General features: G+C 60.8%; 13 protein-coding genes, 1 tRNA gene and 1 pseudogene. 5 read left to right on the top strand and 10 right to left on the bottom strand.

The window, feature by feature from the left end:
• Positions 1-104: 104 nt before the first annotated feature.
• On the bottom strand, positions 105-287 hold the full coding sequence (locus GGQ68_RS18990) for a DUF3553 domain-containing protein (RefSeq protein WP_183968795.1): 183 nt from the start codon (positions 285-287) through the stop codon (positions 105-107).
• Here GGQ68_RS18990 and GGQ68_RS18985 point away from each other — a divergent pair.
• Positions 279-923 (top strand): histidine phosphotransferase family protein, encoded by a 645-nt coding sequence (locus tag GGQ68_RS18985; RefSeq protein WP_183968793.1) that lies wholly within the window; start codon positions 279-281, stop codon positions 921-923. The genes GGQ68_RS18990 and GGQ68_RS18985 overlap by 9 nt on opposite strands.
• Before the next feature lie 41 nt (positions 924-964).
• Here GGQ68_RS18985 and GGQ68_RS18980 read toward each other — a convergent pair whose 3' ends face one another.
• From GGQ68_RS18980 to GGQ68_RS18950, 7 genes are all read right to left on the bottom strand, one after another.
• Positions 965-2,230: a glutamate-5-semialdehyde dehydrogenase gene (locus GGQ68_RS18980; RefSeq protein WP_183968791.1), complete on the bottom strand. Its 1,266-nt coding sequence runs from the start codon at positions 2,228-2,230 to the stop codon at positions 965-967.
• A gap of 66 nt (positions 2,231-2,296) precedes the next feature.
• Complete coding sequence (gene proB, locus GGQ68_RS18975) at positions 2,297-3,403, bottom strand: glutamate 5-kinase (RefSeq protein WP_183968789.1); 1,107 nt, start codon at positions 3,401-3,403, stop codon at positions 2,297-2,299.
• Positions 3,391-4,443 carry a GTPase ObgE gene (gene obgE / locus GGQ68_RS18970; protein ID WP_183968787.1) on the bottom strand — a complete coding sequence of 351 codons (1,053 nt, stop codon included), beginning with the start codon at positions 4,441-4,443 and terminating at the stop codon, positions 3,391-3,393. The genes proB and obgE overlap by 13 nt, the downstream gene beginning before the upstream one ends.
• A gap of 186 nt (positions 4,444-4,629) precedes the next feature.
• Complete coding sequence (locus GGQ68_RS18965) at positions 4,630-5,169, bottom strand: GNAT family N-acetyltransferase (protein ID WP_183968785.1); 540 nt, start codon at positions 5,167-5,169, stop codon at positions 4,630-4,632.
• A 156-nt stretch (positions 5,170-5,325) separates the two neighbouring features.
• Positions 5,326-5,595 (bottom strand): 50S ribosomal protein L27, encoded by a 270-nt coding sequence (gene rpmA / locus GGQ68_RS18960; protein WP_183968784.1) that lies wholly within the window; start codon positions 5,593-5,595, stop codon positions 5,326-5,328.
• Positions 5,596-5,620: 25 nt separating this feature from the next.
• Entirely contained in the window at positions 5,621-6,184 is a 564-nt protein-coding gene (locus GGQ68_RS18955) for a 50S ribosomal protein L21 (protein WP_183968783.1), read from the bottom strand.
• Between the two features lie 250 nt (positions 6,185-6,434).
• Positions 6,435-7,271, bottom strand: coding sequence for a DUF2059 domain-containing protein (locus tag GGQ68_RS18950; protein WP_246429448.1), 837 nt, complete (start codon positions 7,269-7,271; stop codon positions 6,435-6,437).
• 156 nt (positions 7,272-7,427) lie between these two features.
• Between GGQ68_RS18950 and GGQ68_RS18945 the strand changes: the two genes are divergently transcribed.
• Positions 7,428-7,517, top strand: a tRNA-Ser gene (locus tag GGQ68_RS18945).
• A gap of 767 nt (positions 7,518-8,284) precedes the next feature.
• Here GGQ68_RS18945 and GGQ68_RS18940 read toward each other — a convergent pair.
• On the bottom strand, positions 8,285-14,299 hold the full coding sequence (locus GGQ68_RS18940) for a DUF3320 domain-containing protein (protein WP_183968782.1): 6,015 nt from the start codon (positions 14,297-14,299) through the stop codon (positions 8,285-8,287).
• A gap of 289 nt (positions 14,300-14,588) precedes the next feature.
• Between GGQ68_RS18940 and GGQ68_RS18935 the strand changes: the two genes are divergently transcribed.
• The gene (locus GGQ68_RS18935; RefSeq protein WP_246429447.1) at positions 14,589-15,566 is read left to right on the top strand and encodes an alcohol dehydrogenase catalytic domain-containing protein; all 978 of its coding nucleotides are present in this window, start codon (positions 14,589-14,591) and stop codon (positions 15,564-15,566) included.
• Positions 15,567-16,601: 1,035 nt separating this feature from the next.
• On the opposite strand, the pseudogene GGQ68_RS24920 reads toward GGQ68_RS18935, so the two are convergent.
• A pseudogene (locus GGQ68_RS24920) lies at positions 16,602-17,236 on the bottom strand (transposase); the annotation flags it as partial.
• Between the two features lie 786 nt (positions 17,237-18,022).
• Between GGQ68_RS24920 and GGQ68_RS18920 the strand changes: the two are divergent.
• Positions 18,023-19,093, top strand: coding sequence for an efflux RND transporter periplasmic adaptor subunit (locus GGQ68_RS18920; protein ID WP_343055998.1), 1,071 nt, complete (start codon positions 18,023-18,025; stop codon positions 19,091-19,093).
• A gap of 3 nt (positions 19,094-19,096) precedes the next feature.
• Entirely contained in the window at positions 19,097-22,186 is a 3,090-nt protein-coding gene (locus tag GGQ68_RS18915; RefSeq protein WP_183968780.1) for an efflux RND transporter permease subunit, read from the top strand.
• Positions 22,187-22,243 lie beyond the last annotated feature (57 nt).

Here is a 22,243-nt window from a genome sequence, read left to right as displayed (position 1 = left end):
TCAGCCTTATTGGAAAAACTGCAACCATAACGAGAGCTTGACATAAAGCACGCACACAGGCCTACTGCCGTGGTTAACGATTTCTCAACTGTCGGCCAACTAGGTTAGTTTTCGAAAACAGGGATCAAGGTGACCACGCGACCGTCAAGGACGACCTTTCCCTCTTCACGAAAATTGACGGTGACGCGACCGTCTATGTTGGACTGCACCTGGCCCAAACCCCAATCGGGTTGGTCCGGATGCTTTACCAGCATACCAGGTTCGAGAAAGGCATTGAGATGATCCATGTGACGGGTCCCGAGTTGGAGAACGTGATGCAGAAGGCCAGCGTAGATCTGGCGGCATTGGTTGGCTCACGCCTGTGCCATGACCTGATCAGCCCGATCGGCGCCATTCAGAACGGTTTGGAGCTGATGGCCCTGACCGGTGGTGGAAAGGATAGTCCGGAACTTACCCTGATCCAGGACAGTTGTGAAAGCGCCGCGGCGCGCATTCGGTTCTTTCGCGTGGCCTTTGGTCATGCTTCAGGCACACAATCCATGTCGCGGCGCGAGATCGCCGGAACACTGGCTGCCGTGACACACGACGGACGCCTGAAAGCGCATTGGAGCGAGGAAAACGATCATCTGCGCGAAGAGGTTCAGATGTGCTTTCTGGCCTTTCTGTGCTGTGAAAGCGCGCTGCCCATGGGCGGCACTGTGCAATTCGATCATGATGCGGCGGGTTGGACTGTGCGCGCCAAGGGCCCACGCCTGAATGTGCAACAGCCGCTCTGGGATCATCTGAACGGCGTGGGTGAGATGGACCTGCCCGGCGCGGACAAGGTGCAGTTCGCCCTATTGCCTATGATCTCGGAGACGCTTGGCAAACAGCTTTTGGCCACTACAGATGCGGATTCGCTGACCATAAAGATCGCGGCCTGACGCGGGCGGGCAGAGGCGCATATCCCCTGCCCGTTTGATGCTCAGTTCCGGATCGTTCCGTCGCCGTCTACCAGATATTTAAAGCTCGTCAGCTGTTCAACGCCCACCGGGCCGCGTGCGTGCATCTTGCCCGTGGCGATGCCAATCTCCGCTCCCATACCGAATTCGCCGCCATCCGCAAATTGCGTCGAGGCATTGCGCATCAAAATCGCGGAATCAAGACGCTGGAAGAAGCGCGCGGCTGCTTCGTCGTCCTCTGTGATGATGCAATCAGTGTGTTGCGAGCCGTACTGGCGAATGTGCGCGATGGCACCGTCTACGTCGTCGACCACCTTTGCCGCGATCATCATGTCGAGGTATTCTTTCCCCCAATCGTCCTGCGTCGCCGGCGTGGTGCCTTCGATGCTTTGCAGCGTCTCGTCGGCATTTACGGCCACGCCTGCGTCGATCAGAGCCTTCACCAGTCCCTGGCCGATCGTGTCCACCACGTCGCGATGGATCAGCAGGCACTCGGCCGCGCCGCAAATCCCCGTGCGACGTGTCTTGGCGTTCATGACGATAGCGAGTGCCTTTACCGGATCGGCGTCTACGTCGACGTAGATGTGCACGATGCCTTCGAGGTGAGCAAACACGGGCACGCGGGCTTCGCGCTGAACGAGGCCAACCAGCCCTTTGCCCCCACGCGGCACGATCACGTCGATATAGTCGACCATGCTCAGCATCTCGGACACGGCGGCGCGGTCGCGCGTCGGCACCATCTGAATGGCGTCCTCAGGCAAACCGGCGATGGACAGACCATGCACGAGGCTGGCGTGGATCGCCTGCGAGCTGTGCAGCGACTCGGAACCGCCGCGCAGGATCACCGCATTCCCGGCCTTCAGGCACAGAGCCCCCGCATCGGCGGTCACATTGGGCCGGGACTCGTAGATCACGCCGATCACGCCAAGCGGTGTGCGCACGCGTTTGATGTGCAGACCGGAGGGGCGGTCCCATTCCGTGATGATTTCGCCCACGGGATCAGTCTGCGCAGCAACAGCTGTCAGGCTGTCCCGCATGCCGGCGATGCGGTCTTCGGTCAGTTTCAACCGATCCATCATTGCCGGGCTCAGACCCTTTTCCTCACCAAAGGCAAGGTCCTTTGCGTTTGCCTCGATGACAGCATCGCGATTGTCCCAAAGGTGCTTCGCGGCCGCTTCGAGCGCTTGCCGTTTTGCATCCGCTGGAGCGTAGGCCAGCTCCGCTGAGGCCGCGCGTGCGCGGCGACCGATGTCTTGCATCAAGGCGGGGATGTCGGAGTGATCCAGCATGGGTCTGGCCTTCGTTTGAATTGGATTGTGTATTTTAACAATAAAGAGCCGGGGCGCAAAGATGCGTCACAGCGCCATGTCATCACGATGAATCAAGACGGCGCGGCCAGGATAGCCCAGCAAAGCCTCGATTTCATGACTGCGATGCCCGGCAATCTGGCGCGCTTCGTCGGAGGTATACCGCGCAAGGCCCTGCCCCAAGGTGCTGCCGTCATGCGCCCGCAGCGTCACCGGGTCGCCACGGCCAAAGTCGCCTTCAATCAGCGCCAAACCCGCTGGCAACAGGCTTTTGCCGTTCTTCAACGCCACGGTGGCACCGGCATCGACGTGCAGGACGCCCTGTGGTTTCATTGCTGCGATCCAGCGCTTGCGCGCCATGTGTGGATCAAGCTTGGCGGTGAAGGTCGTGTGTCGCGCACCGGTGGCCAGACGCGTCAGCGGATGGTTCTCAGCCCCGTGCATGATGATCATGGTACAGCCGGAAGCGGTGGCCGTCTGGGCCGCCATCACCTTTGTCTTCATGCCCCCTTTGGACAGGCCCGACCCCGCATCCCCTGCCATGGCTTCGATCTGGGGTGTAATCTCGTCGATCTGCGGCAAATGTAACGCATCGGGATCGCTGTTGGGATTGCCCGTGTACAGACCGTCCACATCAGAAAGCAGGATCAGCAGATCAGCGCCCGTGGTCACCGCGATCTGCGCGGCAAGGCGATCATTGTCACCATAGCGAATTTCGTCCGTGGCGACCGTATCGTTCTCGTTCACGATGGGCACTGCGCCATAGGACAAGAGCGTCGCCATGGTTGCGCGCGTGTTCAGATAACGCCGGCGGTCGGCACTGTCTTCGAGCGTCACCAGCACCTGCGCGGTGGTCAACCCATGCTGCGCGAGCGCCTCTGACCACGCTTGCGCAAGGCGAATTTGGCCCACCGCCGCTGCGGCCTGCGACTGTTCGAGCGGAAGGGACGTGGCGGGAAGCCCAAGCAGCCCGCGGCCCAATGCGATGGAGCCGGAGGAGACAAGAATGACATCCTTGCCCGCCTGCTTTTGCACGGAAATGTCTTGGGCTATGGCGGCAAGCCAATCCGCTCTGAGATCACCAGTGGTGCGATCTACCAGCAGCGCGGACCCAATCTTGATGACAACGCGCTGCGCGCCGGTCAGGGCGTCCAAGGCGCGTCTCCCTCCGCCTCGGCCTCCGGATCGACTGGCTTGTCAGCCTCGCGGCGCGCTTCGACGTGAGGCCGCAAGGCGCGGAGCACCTCGGTCACGCCGTCTTTGGTGACGCCAGACATAAGCATGACGTTCTCCGCACCGGCGTCCTCAAGTTCGTCTTTCAGGAAAGCGCGTTCTTCATCGTCCAGCGCGTCGATCTTGTTCAGAACCGTTACACGCGGCTTGTCTGCCAGACCTTCGCCATAGGCGTCGAGTTCGTCGCATATCGTCTGCCAGTCCTCGATCAACGTGCCAGATGTGCCGTCAATCAGATGCAGCAGAACGGCGCTGCGTTCCACGTGCCCCAGAAAGATATCACCCAAGCCGCGTCCTTCGTGGGCACCTTCGATCAGGCCGGGAATGTCGGCCACGACAAATTCAGTGTTGTCCACCTTCACCACACCCAGATTGGGGTGGAGCGTCGTAAACGGATAATCAGCAATCTTGGGCCGCGCGTTCGAGGTCGCCGCGAGGAAGGTCGACTTGCCCGCGTTCGGCAGCCCCACAAGACCAACGTCGGCGATCAGTTTCAGCCGCAGCCAAAGCGTGCGCTCGATCCCCTCCTGACCGGGATTGGCACGACGCGGTGCTTGGTTCGTCGAGGTCTTGAAGTGCAGGTTGCCCCAGCCGCCGTTGCCGCCCTTGGCCAACAGAACCCGGTCGCCCAGCTTTGACAGATCCGCAACGACGGTTTCTTCGTCCTCTTCGAGGATCTCCGTGCCGACCGGCACTTTCAGAACGATATCTTCGCCGGTTTTGCCAGTGCGGACCTGGCCCATGCCGCCCTGCCCGTTTTGTGCAAACCAGTGCTGTTGATAACGGAAGTCGATCAGCGTGTTCAGCCCGTCAACAGCCTCGGCCCAGACAGAGCCACCTTTGCCGCCATCGCCACCGTCCGGGCCACCATATTCAATGAACTTCTCGCGGCGGAATGAAATGGACCCATTTCCGCCAGAGCCGGAGCGAATGTGAACCTTGGAGAGATCGAGGAATTTCATGGCATCAGGGCTTTCGGACAGGTTTGAGCGGGGTTTAGACCGGTTTGAGCGGCGTCACAAGCGGCCCGCTGCGTTGGTCGGGGACACTATCCCCGCCTACGTCAGCAGACCGCTATCAGAAAGGACACCGCGCTGTGCCTGCCGGTCGAAGTCCGCGAATGATTGGTGCCCGACCCAAAGCGCGGATCAGGTCAGCTTGTTGAGATAGGTCCAGGTCGGGACCGTGGCATTGCGCGCGATCGAGAAGCTCTCTGCATCGCCTATGTATTCGAAGCCGCAGTTCACAAGAACCTTGGCGGAGGCCGGGTTGTCCTGAAACACCGAGGCGAACATGGTTTCGTTGGACATCGGATTCGCGTCCACCAGAGCACGCACCGCCTCCGACGCCAAACCGGTGTTCCAGAATGGCGGAGCCACCCAATAGCGCACTTCGGACTGGTTCCGGTCCATCCGGAGCAGCTTGATCACACCCATGAACTCTGAATTGCCGGACTTCGTGCCGTCCATGGTCCAGAAATCTATTTCGCGGTCTGTAGACATCGCCAGCGTGACAAAGTTTTCTGCCGTGCCGGGTGGAAGCGGGTGCGGTATCGTTGGCGTCATGGTCGCAACGCGAGCATCGGACGCGTACATTTCCCACAGCCCCATATCGGCGCGGCGTACAGGGCGCAGGTCGAACCGTTCGGTTTCCACCGTTGGCTGCGTCATTGTTGTATCAAGGCCCATCTGCACTCTCCTCCGTGCGCCCCTCGCATCGAAGGGATTGGGTGACGAACGTTTCCGTCCGATCTGTGGCCGCACTCCCCATCGGCCACCAACGGCAAAGGGGACCGGCCGGCTGGCCGATCCCCTGTCTGTATGTCTTCAGACGTGAAGAACGGCTTACTCCGCAGCCTCGGCCTTTGGCATCACCGAAATAAACGTGCGACCCTTCAAACCTTTGTTGAAGGTCACTGCGCCCTGAACAGTGGCGAAGATCGTGTGATCCTTGCCCATGCCAACGCCCTCGCCCGGCCAAAACTTCGTGCCGCGCTGGCGGACGATGATGTTGCCGGGAATGGCTGCCTGACCGCCGTACAGCTTGACGCCAAGACGGCGTCCAGCGGAGTCGCGACCGTTGCGGGAGGAACCGCCTGCCTTTTTATGTGCCATGTGTCTCTCTCCTTATAACAGCGGCTTACGCCAGCTCTTTTGCCTGCTCGACCCACTCCGCCTTCACCTTTGTGGCCTCGAACGTGTCGGGGTTCACAGCAGCGAGGTCGGCGTAGGTGTTGATGCCGGCTTCGTTCAGTTTCTTGGCAGCGGCAGGGCCGACACCGGTAATCTTCGTCAGATCGTCGCCTGCGGCGGCAGGCGCTGCGGAACGCGAAGACGCTTTCGGGACAGAACCTGCGCCAGCAGCGGCCTTTACGCCGGATTTGTCAGCGCCTTCGGCCAGGATCTCTGTGATCTTGACGAGGGTCAGTTTTTGACGGTGACCTTTGGTACGCTGCGAGCTGTGCTTACGGCGACGCTTGACGAAGTGAATGACTTTTTCGCCTTTGATCTGGTCAACGACTTCTGCCTGAACACCGGCGCCAGCCACGAGGGGCGCACCAACGGTCACAGAATCGCCACCGATCATGAGGATTTCGTTGAACTGGACGGTTTCGCCCGCATCAGCCGCAAGCTTCTCCACGCGGAGGATATCCCCTGCCTGAACTTTGTACTGCTTGCCGCCGGTTTTCATCACCGCGAACATACGCGTATCCTTTTCTTTGCCGCGTTCTGTGGCCCCTGAATGCCCCGGTTGATCCGGATGTGTCAGGTGTTGAGCGGGACGGATGTCCCTGCCTCGAACGGCGCGTCTTCTCAAGACGTGATGTGAGTTGCCCACATGGGGCGGGTGTAAAAAACAAAAGGCGGGGCCTGAGCCCCGTCCAATGGTAGGCTGCTGTTACGCCAGCCTCCCTGCCCTGTCAAGCCTGCACACGCAGCATGCAGGCTGGGTTTTATAGCTCCTGCGACTGCATCTGACGCGCCGCTGCCAACCCCAGGGCATAGCTGATCTCATCGTACATCGCGTTGAACCCGGCAAAGAGCGCGCGGTTCAAAACCCGACCTTCCGGCGTGCCGGATATCTCGATGTACTCGTCGAGCGTATCGTCGGACAGCGGTTCATACGCCAGCATCAGGAAGCCATACAACCATTCGCGCGTGTCAGCGCGGGTCTCCGCCTCTTGCGCCCAAACATCCGAGAGAATTTCGCCTTCACTCATTTCAAGGCCGCCACCGTCCACGAGACCGCTGTAAAACTTGAAGGAGGCATTGAGCGCGCCTGCCACATTAGCCTCCAGAAGGTCATTGGTTTCGATGAACTGCGTGATCTGCTGCAGTCGAGCGCTTTCAGTATCCGCGGATTGGTAGGCACTCCGCGCCGCCTCTTCGACCCCATCATCGATCATGGCGCGCCGTGCGCTCAGCTCGAGCTCTACGATCTCCGCCCCGGTTTCCGAGTCGAAGAAGGCAACGAGAGGCTTCATGTCTGCCTGATCGAGCATGTCATCGAAATAGCGGCGCATGATGATCTGCATCTTGTCGGGATCATAGATCTCGGCCAGAAGCTCTTGCCAGCGTGGGTTCGAGCCATCCATGAACATGTCATTTCCAAGGTCGCGACCGTAAGCGATCCCCTCTTCACGCATGATACCAAGCATCGCGTCGATCTGAAGCGCGTCCAAAAGATCATCTACCGGCTCAGCCCGCGCAGGTCCGAGGCAGGTCATAAAAAGCAGGCCTATCACCACGAGGCGGCGCAGCACGCAGGCGATGGGGGTCAATGATGCCATGAGATCCTCTGTCGGTTTGCTTCGCACCAGAGGTAGCTTGCTGCGGAGGCGGCAACAAGTTCACAGCGGCGCCAGTCGTGAACATTGGCGAAAAACTGTCAAAATCACGGTTGCGCCCGCGAACCGTATTGTCTAAACGCCCCCTACCCAGACCGCGGAGAGGTGCCGGAGTGGTCGAACGGGGCGGTCTCGAAAACCGTTGACCCTTCACGGGGTCCCAGGGTTCGAATCCCTGTCTCTCCGCCATTACTGCCCTACAGGCTTGATTTCGCCGCCTGATCAAGGTTGCGAAGAAGCTGGCGCAACATTGAGCCGACATTTCAGTTTTCAGAATTCCCGCTTGCGCGTAGCTGTTGATTGTCTCTGAGACCTGTCCCCGTAGCCTGATAAATTGTCACTGAGAATTGACTCATGCGACCCCACAGCCCCGATGGTTTTGGTTCGCGGGATTTGACGTGGTCTACGTGGGATGTTTGAGTGTTGTTCAACGCTGGGTATTGCGTGGCAAAATGCCATTGTGGGAGATTGCCCTTCGAATGGGTTTGTCTCGCAACACATTCTAAAGGACCTGCGTGGAGCCTAAGTTCAAGCCACCCAAGCGTCCAAGCAAGTTGGGCCCGTATAGGGATCGGCAGTCAGCTTGGCGTTTGATCCCGTCACACACGTCGCGCAAAGAGCACCAGAAGCAAACGCAGATCGCTATGAAAGACTGAGACAGGCCGAGGAGAAGCGCGATCGGCGTTCACCACGAGTTCCAAGACAGGGCCGCCTCAGCGCCCAGCTGGCGACTTTCCAGCAAGGCGCGTTTCGTGTTCAGAACTTCGAAACGGTATTCTGCCACAGCCTGCACAACCCCGTCTTCGCAACGGGCCACAACTTTTTCTGCGCCGGCGATACGCAAGTTGATCTCGGCAGTATCGACCGTGGAATCGGCATCCAGGGATCAAGCCGGAACCGTCATGGTCCCTCCGACAACCGCCGCGACAAAATTTGCTCTTTTCACGGGGGCTGCTTCAGTCCGGCGCGGAGTCGTCCAAAGCAGGCTTATCCTGCACATGCCCCAGTTGTGCGGCAAGCTGGGCAATGTCCGACCGGAAGGATTGTGTGACACGCCCGTAGCCAAGCACATGCGCAACAGCTTCCGCCAGATCGACGGGCTCTTGGTCCTGCGTTTCGCGGATAAGGCCCAGTTTCTCCGGCAAAGGAACCTCTTTCCAGTGCCGCAAACGTCCGGCAATTTCGAGGCCGCGGAACGGCAGGACGTCGGTCGGTTCCATCGTTTCTGGCCAGAAGATCAAATGCTCATCCGTTGAAAGCGTTCGCGCGGAAACCCTCTCGACGGCATGCCAGATGGTTAAAGAAATCCGTTTCCCGGTCTTCTGGAACCCGTGGTCCCTTGCGATCAGATCGCTCAACCGTTTGAAAGTGATCGGAGCTTCTTCCTGGACATATCGCGCGGCCAGCCGCTTCAAGGTCTCGGCATAGCCCAGCGCGTGAAACGAATCAGCGTCGAGGTCGAGATCAGGCTGTTCCGTGTCCACGAGATCCAGTTCCGGCGCGCTCTGGGTGTCCTCTACCGCCATGCGCGCGGCCAATTGGCGATCCGGTTCGTCCGCAGGGTGGTCGGGCACAACAGGCAAGGGATGCGGCACGGGCAACGCCGAGAACGCGGCATCATCGGTTGCGGCTTCGTCTTCGTGCCCCGATGGCTCCGTCTGTTCACCAGCCTGGTCGGCTTTCTCGAGGTCTTCGACAGCGAGGACCGCAGCCTCTTCGGCAAGCCGATCCGCTTCTCGAACCTTTTCCAGCATGGCGTCAAGATCGTGATGCAGCTGCTCGAGTCGCGTATCCGGGTCGATGAACCAATCCGTCGACCAGACCCGCAATAGCCGCCACCCAAGTCGTTCGAGGATGATGTGACGCACGCGATCCCGGTCACGGGCCGAGGCAGAAGAATGATAGGCCGCCCCGTCGCATTCGATCCCGGCAAGGAATTCGCCGGGCTTGTCGGGATGCACCACGCCGAGGTCGATGCGGAATTTCGACACGCCGATCTGAGTCCGGATCGTCCAGCCCTTGGCCCGCAGGCGTTCAGCCACGGCCATCTCGAAATCGGAATCGTAGTCGCTGTGAGCATGCGACCGGACCGCCCGACCGAGCGCCGCCGGCCCTTGGGCCGCGAATTCGAGGTAGTGCTTGAGATCCCTCACCGCCTCGGATTGCGTGCGCGTCAGGTCGATCATCGCGGGATCGAAGCTGCAGAAAATGACCACCTCACTTGTGGCGCGGGTGATCGCTACGTTCAGCCGCCGCTCGCCCCCCTTCTGGTTCAGGGGACCGAAGTTTATCGAGATGGTCTGAGCGCCCGGTTCCGTTGGGCCGTAGCAGATGGAAATCAGGATGACGTCACGCTGGTCCCCCTGCACCGTCTCCAGGTTCTTGACGAAGACCGGCTCGGACACGTTTGGGCCAAAGAACTCCTCCAGCGATGGATCGGAGCGCCGCGCCTCGTCCAGCAGGTTTTCCACCAGACGCTGCTGTTCGGTGTTCAGGGTGACAACACCGATGGACAGATGCCGCCGCGCAGGATCCTTCAGATGCGCAACCAGTTCGGCCACGACAGCCTGCGCTTCCTGCGGATTGTTGCGCCCCTTGCCCCGGGCATATACGCCGTCGACCCGTTCTAGACGCACCGCCGTGTCCCGCGTGTCGGCCGAGGGGTAAGTGACAAGCTGCCCGTCGTAATAAGCATGGTTCGAGAAGGCGATCAGGCTTTCATGACGGCTGCGATAATGCCCGGTCAGGCGGTGGAGCGGCACGCGCGCGGCCAATGCTTCGTCGAGGATGCTTTCGAGATCGGCCATGATCATGCCGTCGCCGTCATCATCCCCGGCATCACGGGAAAAGAAATTGGTGGGCGGCATCTGTTTCGGGTCGCCGACGATAATGCTGCGCTGCCCGCGCGCGATGGCGCCGATCGCGTCGGGCACGGTGATCTGACTCGCCTCGTCGAAGACCACCAGGTCGAAGAGCTCTGACTCTGCTGGCAGGAACTGCGCCACCGACAGGGGACTCATCATCAGGCAGGGCGTCAAACGGGTGAGCGAGGTTCCCATCTCCTTGACCAGCTGGCGTACCGGCGCCGCCCGCGCACCGCGCTGCAATTGCCGCGCCAGCACGCCAAGCCCGGGATCCGCCGTGGTCTGGCGATCCGGTATCTCGCCGGACAAACGCGCCCGCACATAGGCAGCCGTCAACCCCGCAAACGCCGCGTCGAGCCTGCGAAAATCCGAGATGTCGGCGGCGTGGGTCGTTGCCGAAAACCGGCGCAAGAGAGGGCTTGCGTCGATCAACTCGGGCGCGGCCCAGCGGCAATAGGCGGTGCGAAAGACCTCAACCGTCTCTTCATGCGCCAGCGTGCCAGTTTCCAACGCGCGGGCGAGCGCCCCGAGCCCCTTTTCGTCTGCATCGCGGCGGACCGAGATCCAGCCGCACCAGGCATTGAGCCGCCGCGCCCTCTCGGCGACTGCCGCCGTAGATGCAATGACCTTTTCCAGCGGCTGCGGTTCCGGTGTCTGCCCGGCGGGCACGGTCAAACCATGCCAGTCCGCCTCTGCGGCACTGAAACTGTCCAGCCCAGCCCGCAGATCGGCACCGGCACGGTCCGTCGCACCTCCCGGTTCCAGCAGGTCGCGCCCCTCACACAGGCGCAACCGCAGCGCCGCGCGCAGGGTCACGATATCATGCCCGGCATCGCCAAGGCGCAACATCGAGGCGCGCAAGGCTTCACCGCCCGTGATCGCAGCCTGCAGCGTCTGAACCGAGGTGCCGAGTCCCTTCCAAGGCGTGCCTTCGGGCAAGTCACGTGCAATGTCCGCCATCTGCCGGTGCAGCGATGCCAGTTCCGCCAGCTTCTCCAGATCGCTCTCCGGGCTCTCGCCACCCTGTCCAATCTGGCTTGTGATGGCCGCGCGAAGTCTTTTCAGGGCCCCGCCCCGGGTCAGGAAGCTGCGGCTTTGCGCTTCGGACCGCTCCGCAATCCAAGCGGCGATCGGGGCCATGGCTATGGCCTCGTCGCGATAGCTTTGCGGCAGGGTGCTGCGTGCCTTCTGCCAGCGTTCGAGCAGGGGAAGCAGTGCCGCGAGACCTTGGACCGCGCTCCGCCCCTCAGGCGTCAGGGCAAATCCGAGGTCGGTCGCGAGGCACTGCGGGAAACACAGGGAAAGATCAGCCAACGCCGCGGCGTCTTCTCGCGACGCCGTTCCGGTCAGGTACAGTTGTTGTGCCAGCGCATCTCGGGCGGCAAGCAATGTCTGCGTCGCCTGCCCCAACCGACGCGCGACATCGACGACCTGCGACTGCCAGGCAAAGTTCCACTCTTCCGTCGCGATCCCTGCAAAGCTTTCGAAGTCCTCGGGTTCCGTTTCGCTGAACCTCTGGCCAAGCCTGCGGGCCGCCGTGCAAAGGGCGTCGAAAGCCTCCGGTGTGGGCGCGCAGCCGACAGGCCCCTGCCGTGTCGGCCAATCGAGCGCGACGCGGTGCAAGTCGCCGTAGCGCAGGGTGCGCCCCATGGCATCGCGCGCACTGATCCCCGCCGGTCCCGGCGAATGCAGCGCGTCGACCAACCCGTTCAACCGATCGCGCAACTCTGAGAGCCGCTCCGCCTCCCGGACCCACTCCGCTTGATCGAGCGTGTCATGACTGGACCAGGCGCTGTCGAGTTGATCCAGAACGGCCTTCTTGTTCGCCTTGTTCGAATGCAACTCGAGGCAGAAATCGCCAAGGCCCACTTCTTTCAGCCGCCGATAGACCACGTCCAGCGCGGCCATCTTTTCGGAAACGAACAGCACCCGGTTCCCCAGTGCCAGGTTGTGCGCGATGATGTTGCCGATGGTCTCGGACTTGCCCGTGCCCGGCGGCCCTTCCAGCACGAAATCTCCGTCCTGCCCCGAGGCATGTACGGCAACCAGCTGGCTGCTGTCGGCATTGAGCGGCGCAAAAACATCCGACGGCGCGATCCGGCGGTCGATCTCGCGCGGGTCGATGAAGGTGGACGGCGTGGCGAAAGGCGCGCGCGGCGTGTCGATCAGGTGACGTACCAGCGGCGCCTCCTTCAGGCGCTCGGTACGGTCGGCGAGATCCTTCCACATCAGGTACTTGGCAAAGGAGAAGGTCCCGAGGATCACGTCCTCGGTCACTTCGAACCCCGGAACGTTGCGCACCCGATGTCGCACCAAGTCCCATATCCGGGCCACGTCGACCCCGCTGTCATCACGCGGCAGTTCGCCCGCCAAATCCTGCATGTCTATGCCGAAATCCTGCTTCAGCATCTGCAACAGGGTCAGGTTGAACACCGTGTCATCGTCATGCCGCACCAGCACCGGCTTCGACCGGGCACTGGCCCGTTCCAGCCGAACCGGGACAAGGATCATCGGCGCACGGCTGTCGCTGCTGGTGCCCGTGGGCGTCCAGCGCAGCATGCCGAGGGCCAGGAACAGCGTGTTGCTGCCGCCTTCCTCGATGTCTGCCCGCGCCTTGCGATAGAGGTCGATCCCGGCCTTCTCCAATGTCTTGGGATCCGTATTGGCTATGACTTCCTTGCGCTCCAGCGCATCCAGCGCGTGGTTGCGCGCCCAGTCGTCTCCGGTGCGCAGGGTGAATTGGGCACGGTCGCTGTCGCTGCCCTTGGGACCCTTTTCCGGCGGCGGGGTAAGTCGCAGGCGGGCACCACCGGCCAATAGGTCTTCCAACCGCCCCGGGTCCGGGCAAAAGATCGGCAGTGCCGTGGACGAAGGTTTGACATTCAGCAGGCGGTTACGGCGCGACAGGTCCAGCAGACTGCGCTTCCAGGTGGCCAGCCGTTCCTCTGGTGTTTTCTCAGACAGGTCGAGGTCGTCGGCCTGCTCGAACGCAGGCAGGTCCTCGGGTGGTGTGTCGAGAGGCGGTGCCGCGGTCGGCGCGGTGGCATCCCCTATCCCAACCTCGGCCAGCGATGACAGGGGCTGAATGCCCCGCTTGCGCGCTTGGTGGATGTCGAGCGCATAGACAAAATCCGCGTCGTGCTCCTCGGCGATCTGCCGGTTGGCCTCGTTGATCGCCTTGGTGAACGGCAGCGGATGTCCGGCCGTGGCCAGCGTCGTCTCCAACAGGACAAGCTCGCGCAGGTCCTTGGCCTTTCGAACCACCAGCGGATCATCGACCGTCATTGTCGGAAACCACGCCGGTTGCAGCCAGGCTCCGGCAAAGGCATGCCCCTTGGTGAACACCACGACAGGGTGCAGCCCCGCCTGCTCGAAGGCGGCTGCAAAGAGCAACGCGGTATCGAGGCAGGTGGACAGGCCGGTGTGGCGGATATCGGAGGGTAGACGGACCTTCTGCCCGGTTGTCTCGAAGCTGGCGGGCGGCACAGCATATGTCAGGCCCTGCGCACTGACGGCCGCCCAGATGGCCGACATCAGCTCCCATGACCGCTGCGTCGATTTCGACTGGTAGCCGTTGATCGAACCAACGCGCCCGCCCTCGATCAGGATTCTCGACGCATCCTTCAGGACCTTCTGCACGAATCCATCGTTCGGCGTTGCGAAAGCCGCGAGGAGCTCCGGCATATACCGCGCCCCGCCCCACTCGTTGCGGGCCAGCGCCTCTACAGAATCCGTTGTTTCTGCAAGAATTTCATCGCCCTGCCGAAGGACAATCCGGACATCGGCGCGAAGCCGGTCCGTAAGCTTGTCCAGCAGTCCCCCGGCCAAAGGCAGACGCCGATCCGTGATCCGCAATTTAGCCCCTGCATCCAGGCGGTCGATGGTCCAATCCCGAGCGCCAAAGATCACCGGGTCGGCCGAGACAGACAGGCACAAGTTCTCAAGCGGCACCTCGGTCGGGTTCTCGAGGGTCAACTCAAGCAGGACGGGCACGTCATTCTGGTGCGAGGCGAAGGTGATCTTGCGCGAGAATTCAGCGCTCAGGATTGGCGCGGGTGGTGTGGCCGCTTCTTCGACCGTTCCCTCGACTGCAATCAGATCCGACATAAAATACCCTCGCGACAAAACAGCCTTCAACTGCGAGAGTACCGCTGTGCAACCTTTCCGCAAGCATGAAGGATGGTGACGGCATGTATCTGTGTTCGTCCACACGCGGTAATGCTGCGTGGTGGACGAATGGCTGGTCCGTTGAAGTTGCACTGCGGCGTTGCATCCAAGATGCACCAGGCCGAGAGCGTCGCCGCGCGAGGGGCGGCCAGACGCTTGCCCCCACCGCGCAGCGAAGGTCCGGAACGAGGCTTTTGCCGATGAATCCTTTATAGGCTAAGGCACCCCCATGCAGTGGAAAAATGCCGAGCAACCCAAACGGGTCTCATTCATCTACAGAACTTTCGGCTCGCCGCAGTCGTCCTTGGAAATGGTCATTCGAGGTTTGCCGCCTCGCGCTCACGATTCATTTCGCGTGAGGGTATCACATGTGCCGGTTAACCCGTCTGATCTGATACCGATCACGGGAGCTTATGCACACCGGATATCGCTGCCCGCCGTGACGGGTTACGAAGGCGTCGGGCGTGTCGTCGAAGCACCGGAATGCCTGTCTCACATGGTCGGTCGCCGCGTTCTGCCCCTGCGCGGGGAAGGCACCTGGCAGACCCATGTCGATTGCCCCGTCCATCATGCCGTGGAGGTTCCGGACTCGGTGCCCGACCTTGTTGCGGCACGGGCATATATCAATCCTCTGGCCGCGGCCACGATGCTTCAGCTCTGGCCCGTCCGTGACAAGGTGGTGCTGCTCAGTGGAGCGGGATCAAGCTGTGCCGAACACTTGGGACGCTGGGCGATCCGCCACGGAGCCAAGCGCGTGCTGGGAATCTATCGCTCAGAGTGTCGGAAAGACAGGTTGCACCAGGTGGGTATCGAGCCGATCTCGACATTCGATCTACGTGCCGTTTCGAAGGCCTCCTCCCTGGCCGACATTGTCTTTGACTCCCTCGGCGGCGACGTCGCGAGAAGCGTTCTGGAATTGATGCGAGGAGAGACGGATTTTATTGCCTACGGCCTTTTGACGGGCAAGCCGGTGATGGTCGGAGCAGGGATCAAGGCGAAATACCATCGGTTTCATATGCGTGATCATTTCTCGGTTTTGGCGGGCCAAGGCATGCAAAGCGCATTCTCCCATATCTGGCCGATGCTGATAGAAACACCGCCGTCGACCCCAACGGTCTTCCCCGCCCAAGAGTGGCGGCAGGCTCTTGCGGGGATTGAGAAACCTGGCGGTCAGAAGCCGATACTCGATCTGTCTGGTCTCAACTGAAACATGACACTTTCATCTGCAGCGGCCATTCAACTGCCGTCCTGCTTCGCAAGCGCGGCGAAAGGCGGATTAGCCGGGCGCGCTGCAGCGTGTTGGGCCCTGTTGAAGGTCGGATTTCGCGCCCAAATCGCCAAGAACCGGTAGCGCTCACTCTGCAAAAGCAATCGTCCGTGACTAGACAGACACGGTGTCCGCCCGCACAAATCTGGACGGCGATCCGCTTCGCTGGCGTCGCGGCTTCAAAATGCACAATGAAATCGTCTTTGATCACATCAAGTGTGTTGATGGATAAGATAATGCTCCGAAGCTTAATCGGCCGATATCGGAGACGTGGCGCCTTTGTTAAACGTTTGTAGCTGGGCCTGATGAAACGCTTGTGAAACGAGCGAGATCAGTACTTTGACAGTTGCGTCTCAGCCACGACGTGATCCGCCCATTCTTGCATCATGGGGCAACGTCGCTCCAGCTGGTCGGTCCTTTGATAGGCGGCTTCCGTCGCGTTTTTGATGGTGCGGGCCTATGCGCGCTCAGCAAGGTCGCGGACGTGTTGTTTTCAAAGGCCCAATCGCTGATGCGAGATTGAAACCATGTGCTGCGACGATGCCCCCCTGTACTTCGCTCTGTGTTTTTCGGTCCCCCAACAGCTTGGTCAGCGCCATGTCACTTAAAAGTCGATCTCCTCGGTGGCTAAAGACCATCGCACCAGCTTGTTTTGCGGCGGGCGATGGCTCCGACGGCCTGCGAGCAGAGCGGAACGTGATGTTGGCGCTTGGATTTCATCCGCGCGCCCGGAATCTTCCAGACGCGACCCTCAAGGCCGAATTCCTCCCATGATGCGCCCCGCACCTCGCTGGATCGCCCCGCGGATAGGATCAGAAACAGACGCGCATCAAGGAACAACTTTGTTATAACCGCGGGCAGTTCGCATCACGGCACCGCAGGCTGATGCACAACACCGTTCGCCTTGTTCGGTTGTTTAGAAACTGTGCTGCGCAAACGGCGTGACGAGCGCCTGGCCCCTTTCCCCAGACGCACTTATTCAACGAACTCTGTGATTGGGCTTCCGAGCTCAGTGCAGCCGTTCAGCAGCGCGGCGCGGACTTGGCGTTCGGCGACCTGCCGATCGAAGTCGTGCGCCATGCGCCCCGGAAGGGAATTTCCGAACGAAATGTCCCGAGAGGTTTCGGCGCGGCTTCGGCGGTGGCATCCGCTCCACTTTGGTCAAATGGCACGGTCGAGGTGTTTCGACGCGCGCAGGGCCTCGTTCCGCGCGATTCCACGAGTAGTCGATGCTTCCACAGCGTCGCGTTCTCGCGCGGCGGAATGACTGCGTGTGCGCCTCTCTTCGCGGGATTTGCGGGGTGAAGGGCGTTCCGGTCGTGATCCCGTGGATGAATTCAACCCTGAACGTGCGAAGCCCCGGGTGGTCGGCTTCGTCCGCGGTGGCCGAGCCGATAACGACATCAACGCGGGGGGCCGGCTGAGCCGTTCAGGTAACATGGCGCATCGCCGACGCTGCTCCCGGTGATCTCCCATCTTGGGATATTTGCGATGCAAATCGCCTGCCGGGCAGTGCTCAGACACGTCTGGATCTCGGCATCTCTATACTGTGGCTGCTGGCCTCGCATACTGATCGGCGTCGGCACCCAAGCCATGTCCGGATCGAACCAACCTCTCGTGACATTTCGTACCGAAATGCTCTGCCGGTCAGAGGATCGTTAGCGAGCCACGCTGCTTCAACCCTCCGTTACAGGCCAATGGCAGCTATCCGGAGGGAGGCGCGCTCAGTATCGGCTGGTTGGCGGCGGCACCTGTCTGATTGATGCGCCTCTGACGTGCAAAGGAGATATTTCGATAACCTAGACTGCGATCTCCCTCGCATCGTCTTGAGCTTTGGGCAAAAGCTTCACTCAGCCGGAGAGCGCCATTAATCAGGACACTGGAGAACAACGCGATACCGAGACCAAAGGTATCCAGTCCGATGTCGCCGCCCGTTGGCACCGGTCCTGAAAGTGGGCCAGGCGCGTGATCCCGGAGAGCTCTATAGTTGAAACATGAGAGAATTCAGACCGTTTCCACTCCACGCCTTCGGCGACTGACCCACGATCTTCGGGATTGCGTCGGCCTGACGTGTGGCGGCATATACTGCGCCCTTTTCGCAAACACTTTGGGCAAAGAACCATCACTGCTGCGCGACCATGGCGCTTTACCCTTGCAAAACACTCGGATGATAGGTCTCTGCATTGCGAAATGTGCGTCAGAACACCGTCCCGTGTGCACCAGTGCGCGACGGAATCCCGGGTGTTTTACGTTACTTAATAGCAAACCTACCATTTTACTCGAGAGTATCCATGTCGCCACGCCTTCGCCCTGCCCTCTGCGCCATCCTTTTAGCTTGCGCAAGCTCCGCTGCCGCTCAACCAATGCCCGGCGCAGGCGGTCCAAAGGAGGTGGGCGTGGTCACCTTGGACGAAGCGCATGTTCCGTTTTCTGTCACCCTGCCCGGTCGCGCCGTGGCCAGCGCTCAGACCGACATACGCCCCCGTGTGTCTGGAATGATCGAAGAAATTCCGTATTCGCCCGGATCGAGGGTTTCCGTTGGTGACGTGTTGTTCCGGTTGGAGGCGAATACCTATGAGACGGCCCTGGCCGCTGCCGAGGCCCAGGTCAGAGGGGCGGAAGTCGCGGTGCAAACGGCCGAGGCCACAGTGTCGCGGTATGCGCGGCTTGAAGGTACGGGCGTCACAACTGGGGATGTGGACACTGCGCGCTCCTCGCTGGCACAGGCACAGGCCACGCTTTCGGCGGCCAAGGCGGATCTGCAAAGCGCACAGCTTGACCTGGAACGGGTGGAGATCCGCAGCCCTATCGACGGGATTGTGGCGGTAAGCAACGTGTCCGTCGGCGCGATCGTTACCGCCAACCAGACCGACGCGCTGACGACGGTTACCACGATGGACCCGATTTATGTCGATGTGGCCGAAAGCAGCGCGCGCATCACACGCGTGCGATCGCAATTCGACAACGGCACGCTGCAACCCGGCGACCGTCTGGATGCGGCGCTGACACTCGAAGACGGACGCAGCTACGAGGACACAGGCTCGTTGGTCACGCCGGGGTTGGTGGTCTCTACCTCCACCGGATCCGTCGACATGCGTTTTGAATTCGAAAACCCGGCCCGCATGATCCTGCCCGGTCAATTCTTGCGCGTTGGCATCAATGTCGGCTCGCGTCAGGCGATCCTCGTCCCGCAACGCGCCTCCCAACGACAGGCAGATGGCACCCTCACCGTGTTTCTGGCCAAAGATGGTGTCGCCAACGAAGTCTCTCTCACGACATCTGGCACCTATCAGAATGCATGGATCGTGACCGAAGGCGTTGATGTTGGCGATCAGGTCATTGTGGACGGGCTGTCAAATCTGAGCGATGGCGCAAAGGTGTCGCCTGTCCCGGTGACGATCAACGACATCGGGGTTGTCCAGGACGTCGCCCCCGATGACGCACAAGACGCCGAGCAGGATCAATAAAATATGGCACAGTTTTTCATTCACCGCCCGGTCTTTGCCTGGGTGCTGGCGATCGTCACGATGCTGGCAGGCGCTTTTTCATTCTTGCAACTGCCCGTGTCGCAATATCCTGACATCGCGCCCACGACGATCCGTATCAGCGCGACCTATTCCGGTGCGACGGCCACGGCGGTCGAAAACTCGGTCACGGCGGTTATCGAAGATTCCATGACCGGGATGGACGGGGTGCTCTATATGGAGGGCACCTCGCGCGAGGGGTCTTCTTCGATCTCGCTGACTTTCGACGAAAGCATCGACCCGATCGACGCGCAAAACAACGTTCAGTCAAAGGTCAGCCAGATCGAGGGTCAGTTGCCCCAGACCGTGCGGGACCGTGGCGTCAGCGTGTCGCGCTCGACCTCGTCCATCCTTCTCGTCGGTGCCATCATTTCAAGCGACGGTCGCTATTCGACGCTGGAGCTGGGTGATTTGCTGGACAACCAGATCTCCGGTCCTGTGCGCCGGACAGAAGGTGTGGGCGGCCTGAATGTCTTTGGGTCGGGCTATGCGCTGCGGGTTTGGCTCGATCCGCTGTCCTTGTATGAATATCAGCTGACTGCGTCCGATGTCACCAGCGCAATCGCTGCGCAGAACACTACGGTGTCTGTCGGCTCTCTTGGTGACCTGCCAGTTGTCGAAGGCCAGCAGTTCACCGCCACCATTACCGCCCAAAGCCAGCTGACCGGCGTCGAGGATTTTGAAAACATCCTTTTGAAATCTGCCGAAGATGGTGGTCAGGTCACGCTGGGCGATGTGGCCCGTATTGAAATCGGCCAGGAAAGCTACGGCGGTGCGGCCAAGTTCAACGGCGCGAATGCGGCGGGCTTTGGTGTTAACTTGGCCACCGGCGCAAATGCCGTGGATACGGCAGAGGCCGTTCGTGAAACGCTGTCCGAGCTGGAAGCCTCGCTCCCCGAGGGGGTCGAGATCGCCTATGCCTACGACACCTCACCCTTTGTCGAACTCTCCATCGAGAAGGTCTACCACACGCTGGCGGAGGCCGTCGGCCTCGTCTTCATCGTGATCCTGATCTTCTTGCAGAAATGGCGCGCGACACTGATCCCGATTATTGCCGTTCCCGTGGTTCTGGCGGGAACATTCGCAACGCTGGGTGGCTTGGGCTATTCCATCAACACGCTCACCATGTTCGCCATGGTGCTCGCCATCGGCCTTTTGGTGGATGACGCCATTGTCGTGGTGGAAAACGTCGAAAGAGTGATGGAGGAAGACCGCCTCGGCCCCGTGGAGGCCACCGAGACAGGCATGAAGCAGATCACAGGCGCAGTCATCGGCATTGCGCTCGTGCTGTCTGCGGTGTTCCTGCCGATGGCGTTTTTCGGCGGGTCTACCGGCGTGATCTACCGGCAGTTCTCGGTCACCATCATTTCGGCCATGGTTTTGTCCGCTCTTGTGGCCTTGATCCTCACGCCTGCCCTGACCGCATCCATGTTGACGTCAGGCCATAGCACCCCCATCGCCCCGGCGCGCTGGTTCAACACCGGGTTCCAAAAGGTCACGAACGGCTACGTCGCTGTGGTCAAGGTTCTTGCCCGCACGCCGCTGTTGGCCCTCGCCATCATTGTCGGCATGGCCGGCGCCTCCTGGGTGATGGTGCAGCGGTTGCCATCCTCATTCCTCCCTCAAGAAGATCAAGGCGTGATGTTCGCGATGGTCAACCTGTCGGAAGGCACGACCACAGCGCAAACCGCACAGGTCGTTGATGAGATCGAAACCTACCTGACCAACGAAGAGCCCAGCGTTGAGTCGACGTTTTCTTCGCTTGGCTTCAGTTTCATGGGATCCGGCCAAAACGCCGCCATGGTGTTCATCAAGCTCAAAGACTTCGGAGATCGTGACGCGCAGGCAGAAGCGGCATCAGCCATCCTCGGACGTGCCATGGGCCGCTTTTACGGCCACCGCGCCGGCCAAATCCTGTTTCTTCAGCCTCCCTCGATCCAGGGGCTTGGCAACACGTCCGGGTTCAGCATGTATCTGGCGGATTACGCGAACAATGGCACCGAGGCGTTGCGTGAAGCGGCAAAAGAGTTGGAGGCCAAGGCGAATGCCGACGGACGGTTTGGCAACCTGCGCACCCAAGGGACCGATACAGAGGCCGTTCTGCGGATCGACATCGACAGCCAGAAAGCCGAAAGTTTTGGCGTCTCGGTGTCATCGGTGAACAGCATTTTGTCGACGATTTTCTCCGGATCGAACGTCAACGACTTTGATATGAATGGCAATTTGCGCCCTGTCATTGTTCAGGCCGAAGCAGCCCACCGCATGCAGCCAGAGGATATCGAGGACTGGTATGCCATCAACAACAGTGGGGAGATGGTGAGCTTTGCCAGCTTCCTGGAAACGCGCTGGGTCTCCAATACGCCGTCTCTGGCGCGTATTGATGGCGTAAGTGCGATCTCCATCTCTGGCAGCCCCGCCGAGGGGACCAGCTCAGGTGAAGCCATGGAGGTGATTGCAGAACTCGCCAGAGAGCTGGACGGCGGGTATGGCGTGGCGTGGACAGGCCTGAGCTTCCAGGAGCAGCAATCCGGAAACCAGGCGCCCTACCTCTATGCGCTGTCGGCGCTGGTGGTCTTTCTGTCGTTGGCCGCATTGTACGAAAGCTGGACCATCCCCATCGCGGTGATGATGTCTGTGCCGGTCGGCATTGCAGGGGCACTTTTGTTTGCCTTGATATTCGGTCAGTCCAACGATGTGTACTTCAAGGTGGGGATCCTGACGACCATCGGCCTGGCTGCCAAAAACGCCATTCTGATCGTGGAATTCGCCCGCGATCTGGAGGTTGCTGGACGCACCGCCTTTGAGGCCGCAATTCAGGCTGCACGGATGCGCTTGCGTCCCATCCTGATGACCTCCTTGGCGTTCATGTTTGGCGTGCTGCCGCTGGCCATCGCCGCTGGTGCAGGCGCTCAGGCGCAGAATGCCATCGGCATCGCTGTGCTGGGCGGCATGACGGCTGCGACGCTGGTGGGCATCTTTGTGGTGCCGGCCTGCTATGTCCTGGTGCGCCGCGTCTCCGGCGGTCAGCTCAGCTGATCAGAGATGCGCGCCGCGGCCACCTGCGGCGCGCATCTGACTGCAATTGCAAGAAAC

The organism is Sagittula marina (genome assembly GCF_014196795.1).
Classification (GTDB): domain Bacteria; phylum Pseudomonadota; class Alphaproteobacteria; order Rhodobacterales; family Rhodobacteraceae; genus Sagittula; species Sagittula marina.
Note: the sequence above shows the minus strand (reverse complement) of the source record. Positions and strands in the feature narration are given on the sequence as shown.

What these genes read in the sequence shown, in the direction of transcription:
- GGQ68_RS18980 (WP_183968791.1), bottom strand. Translation starts at nt 2,230, where the DNA reads ATGCTGGATCACTCCGACATCCCCGCCTTGATGCAAGACATCGGTCGC.
- GGQ68_RS18935 (WP_246429447.1), top strand. Translation starts at nt 14,589, where the DNA reads ATGCAGTGGAAAAATGCCGAGCAACCCAAACGGGTCTCATTCATCTAC.
- GGQ68_RS18965 (WP_183968785.1), bottom strand. Translation starts at nt 5,169, where the DNA reads ATGGGCCTTGATACAACAATGACGCAGCCAACGGTGGAAACCGAACGG.
- GGQ68_RS18990 (WP_183968795.1), bottom strand. Translation starts at nt 287, where the DNA reads ATGGATCATCTCAATGCCTTTCTCGAACCTGGTATGCTGGTAAAGCAT.
- GGQ68_RS18955 (WP_183968783.1), bottom strand. Translation starts at nt 6,184, where the DNA reads ATGTTCGCGGTGATGAAAACCGGCGGCAAGCAGTACAAAGTTCAGGCA.
- rpmA (WP_183968784.1), bottom strand. Translation starts at nt 5,595, where the DNA reads ATGGCACATAAAAAGGCAGGCGGTTCCTCCCGCAACGGTCGCGACTCC.
- GGQ68_RS18915 (WP_183968780.1), top strand. Translation starts at nt 19,097, where the DNA reads ATGGCACAGTTTTTCATTCACCGCCCGGTCTTTGCCTGGGTGCTGGCG.
- GGQ68_RS18985 (WP_183968793.1), top strand. Translation starts at nt 279, where the DNA reads ATGATCCATGTGACGGGTCCCGAGTTGGAGAACGTGATGCAGAAGGCC.
- GGQ68_RS18950 (WP_246429448.1), bottom strand. Translation starts at nt 7,271, where the DNA reads ATGGCATCATTGACCCCCATCGCCTGCGTGCTGCGCCGCCTCGTGGTG.
- GGQ68_RS18940 (WP_183968782.1), bottom strand. Translation starts at nt 14,299, where the DNA reads ATGTCGGATCTGATTGCAGTCGAGGGAACGGTCGAAGAAGCGGCCACA.
- obgE (WP_183968787.1), bottom strand. Translation starts at nt 4,443, where the DNA reads ATGAAATTCCTCGATCTCTCCAAGGTTCACATTCGCTCCGGCTCTGGC.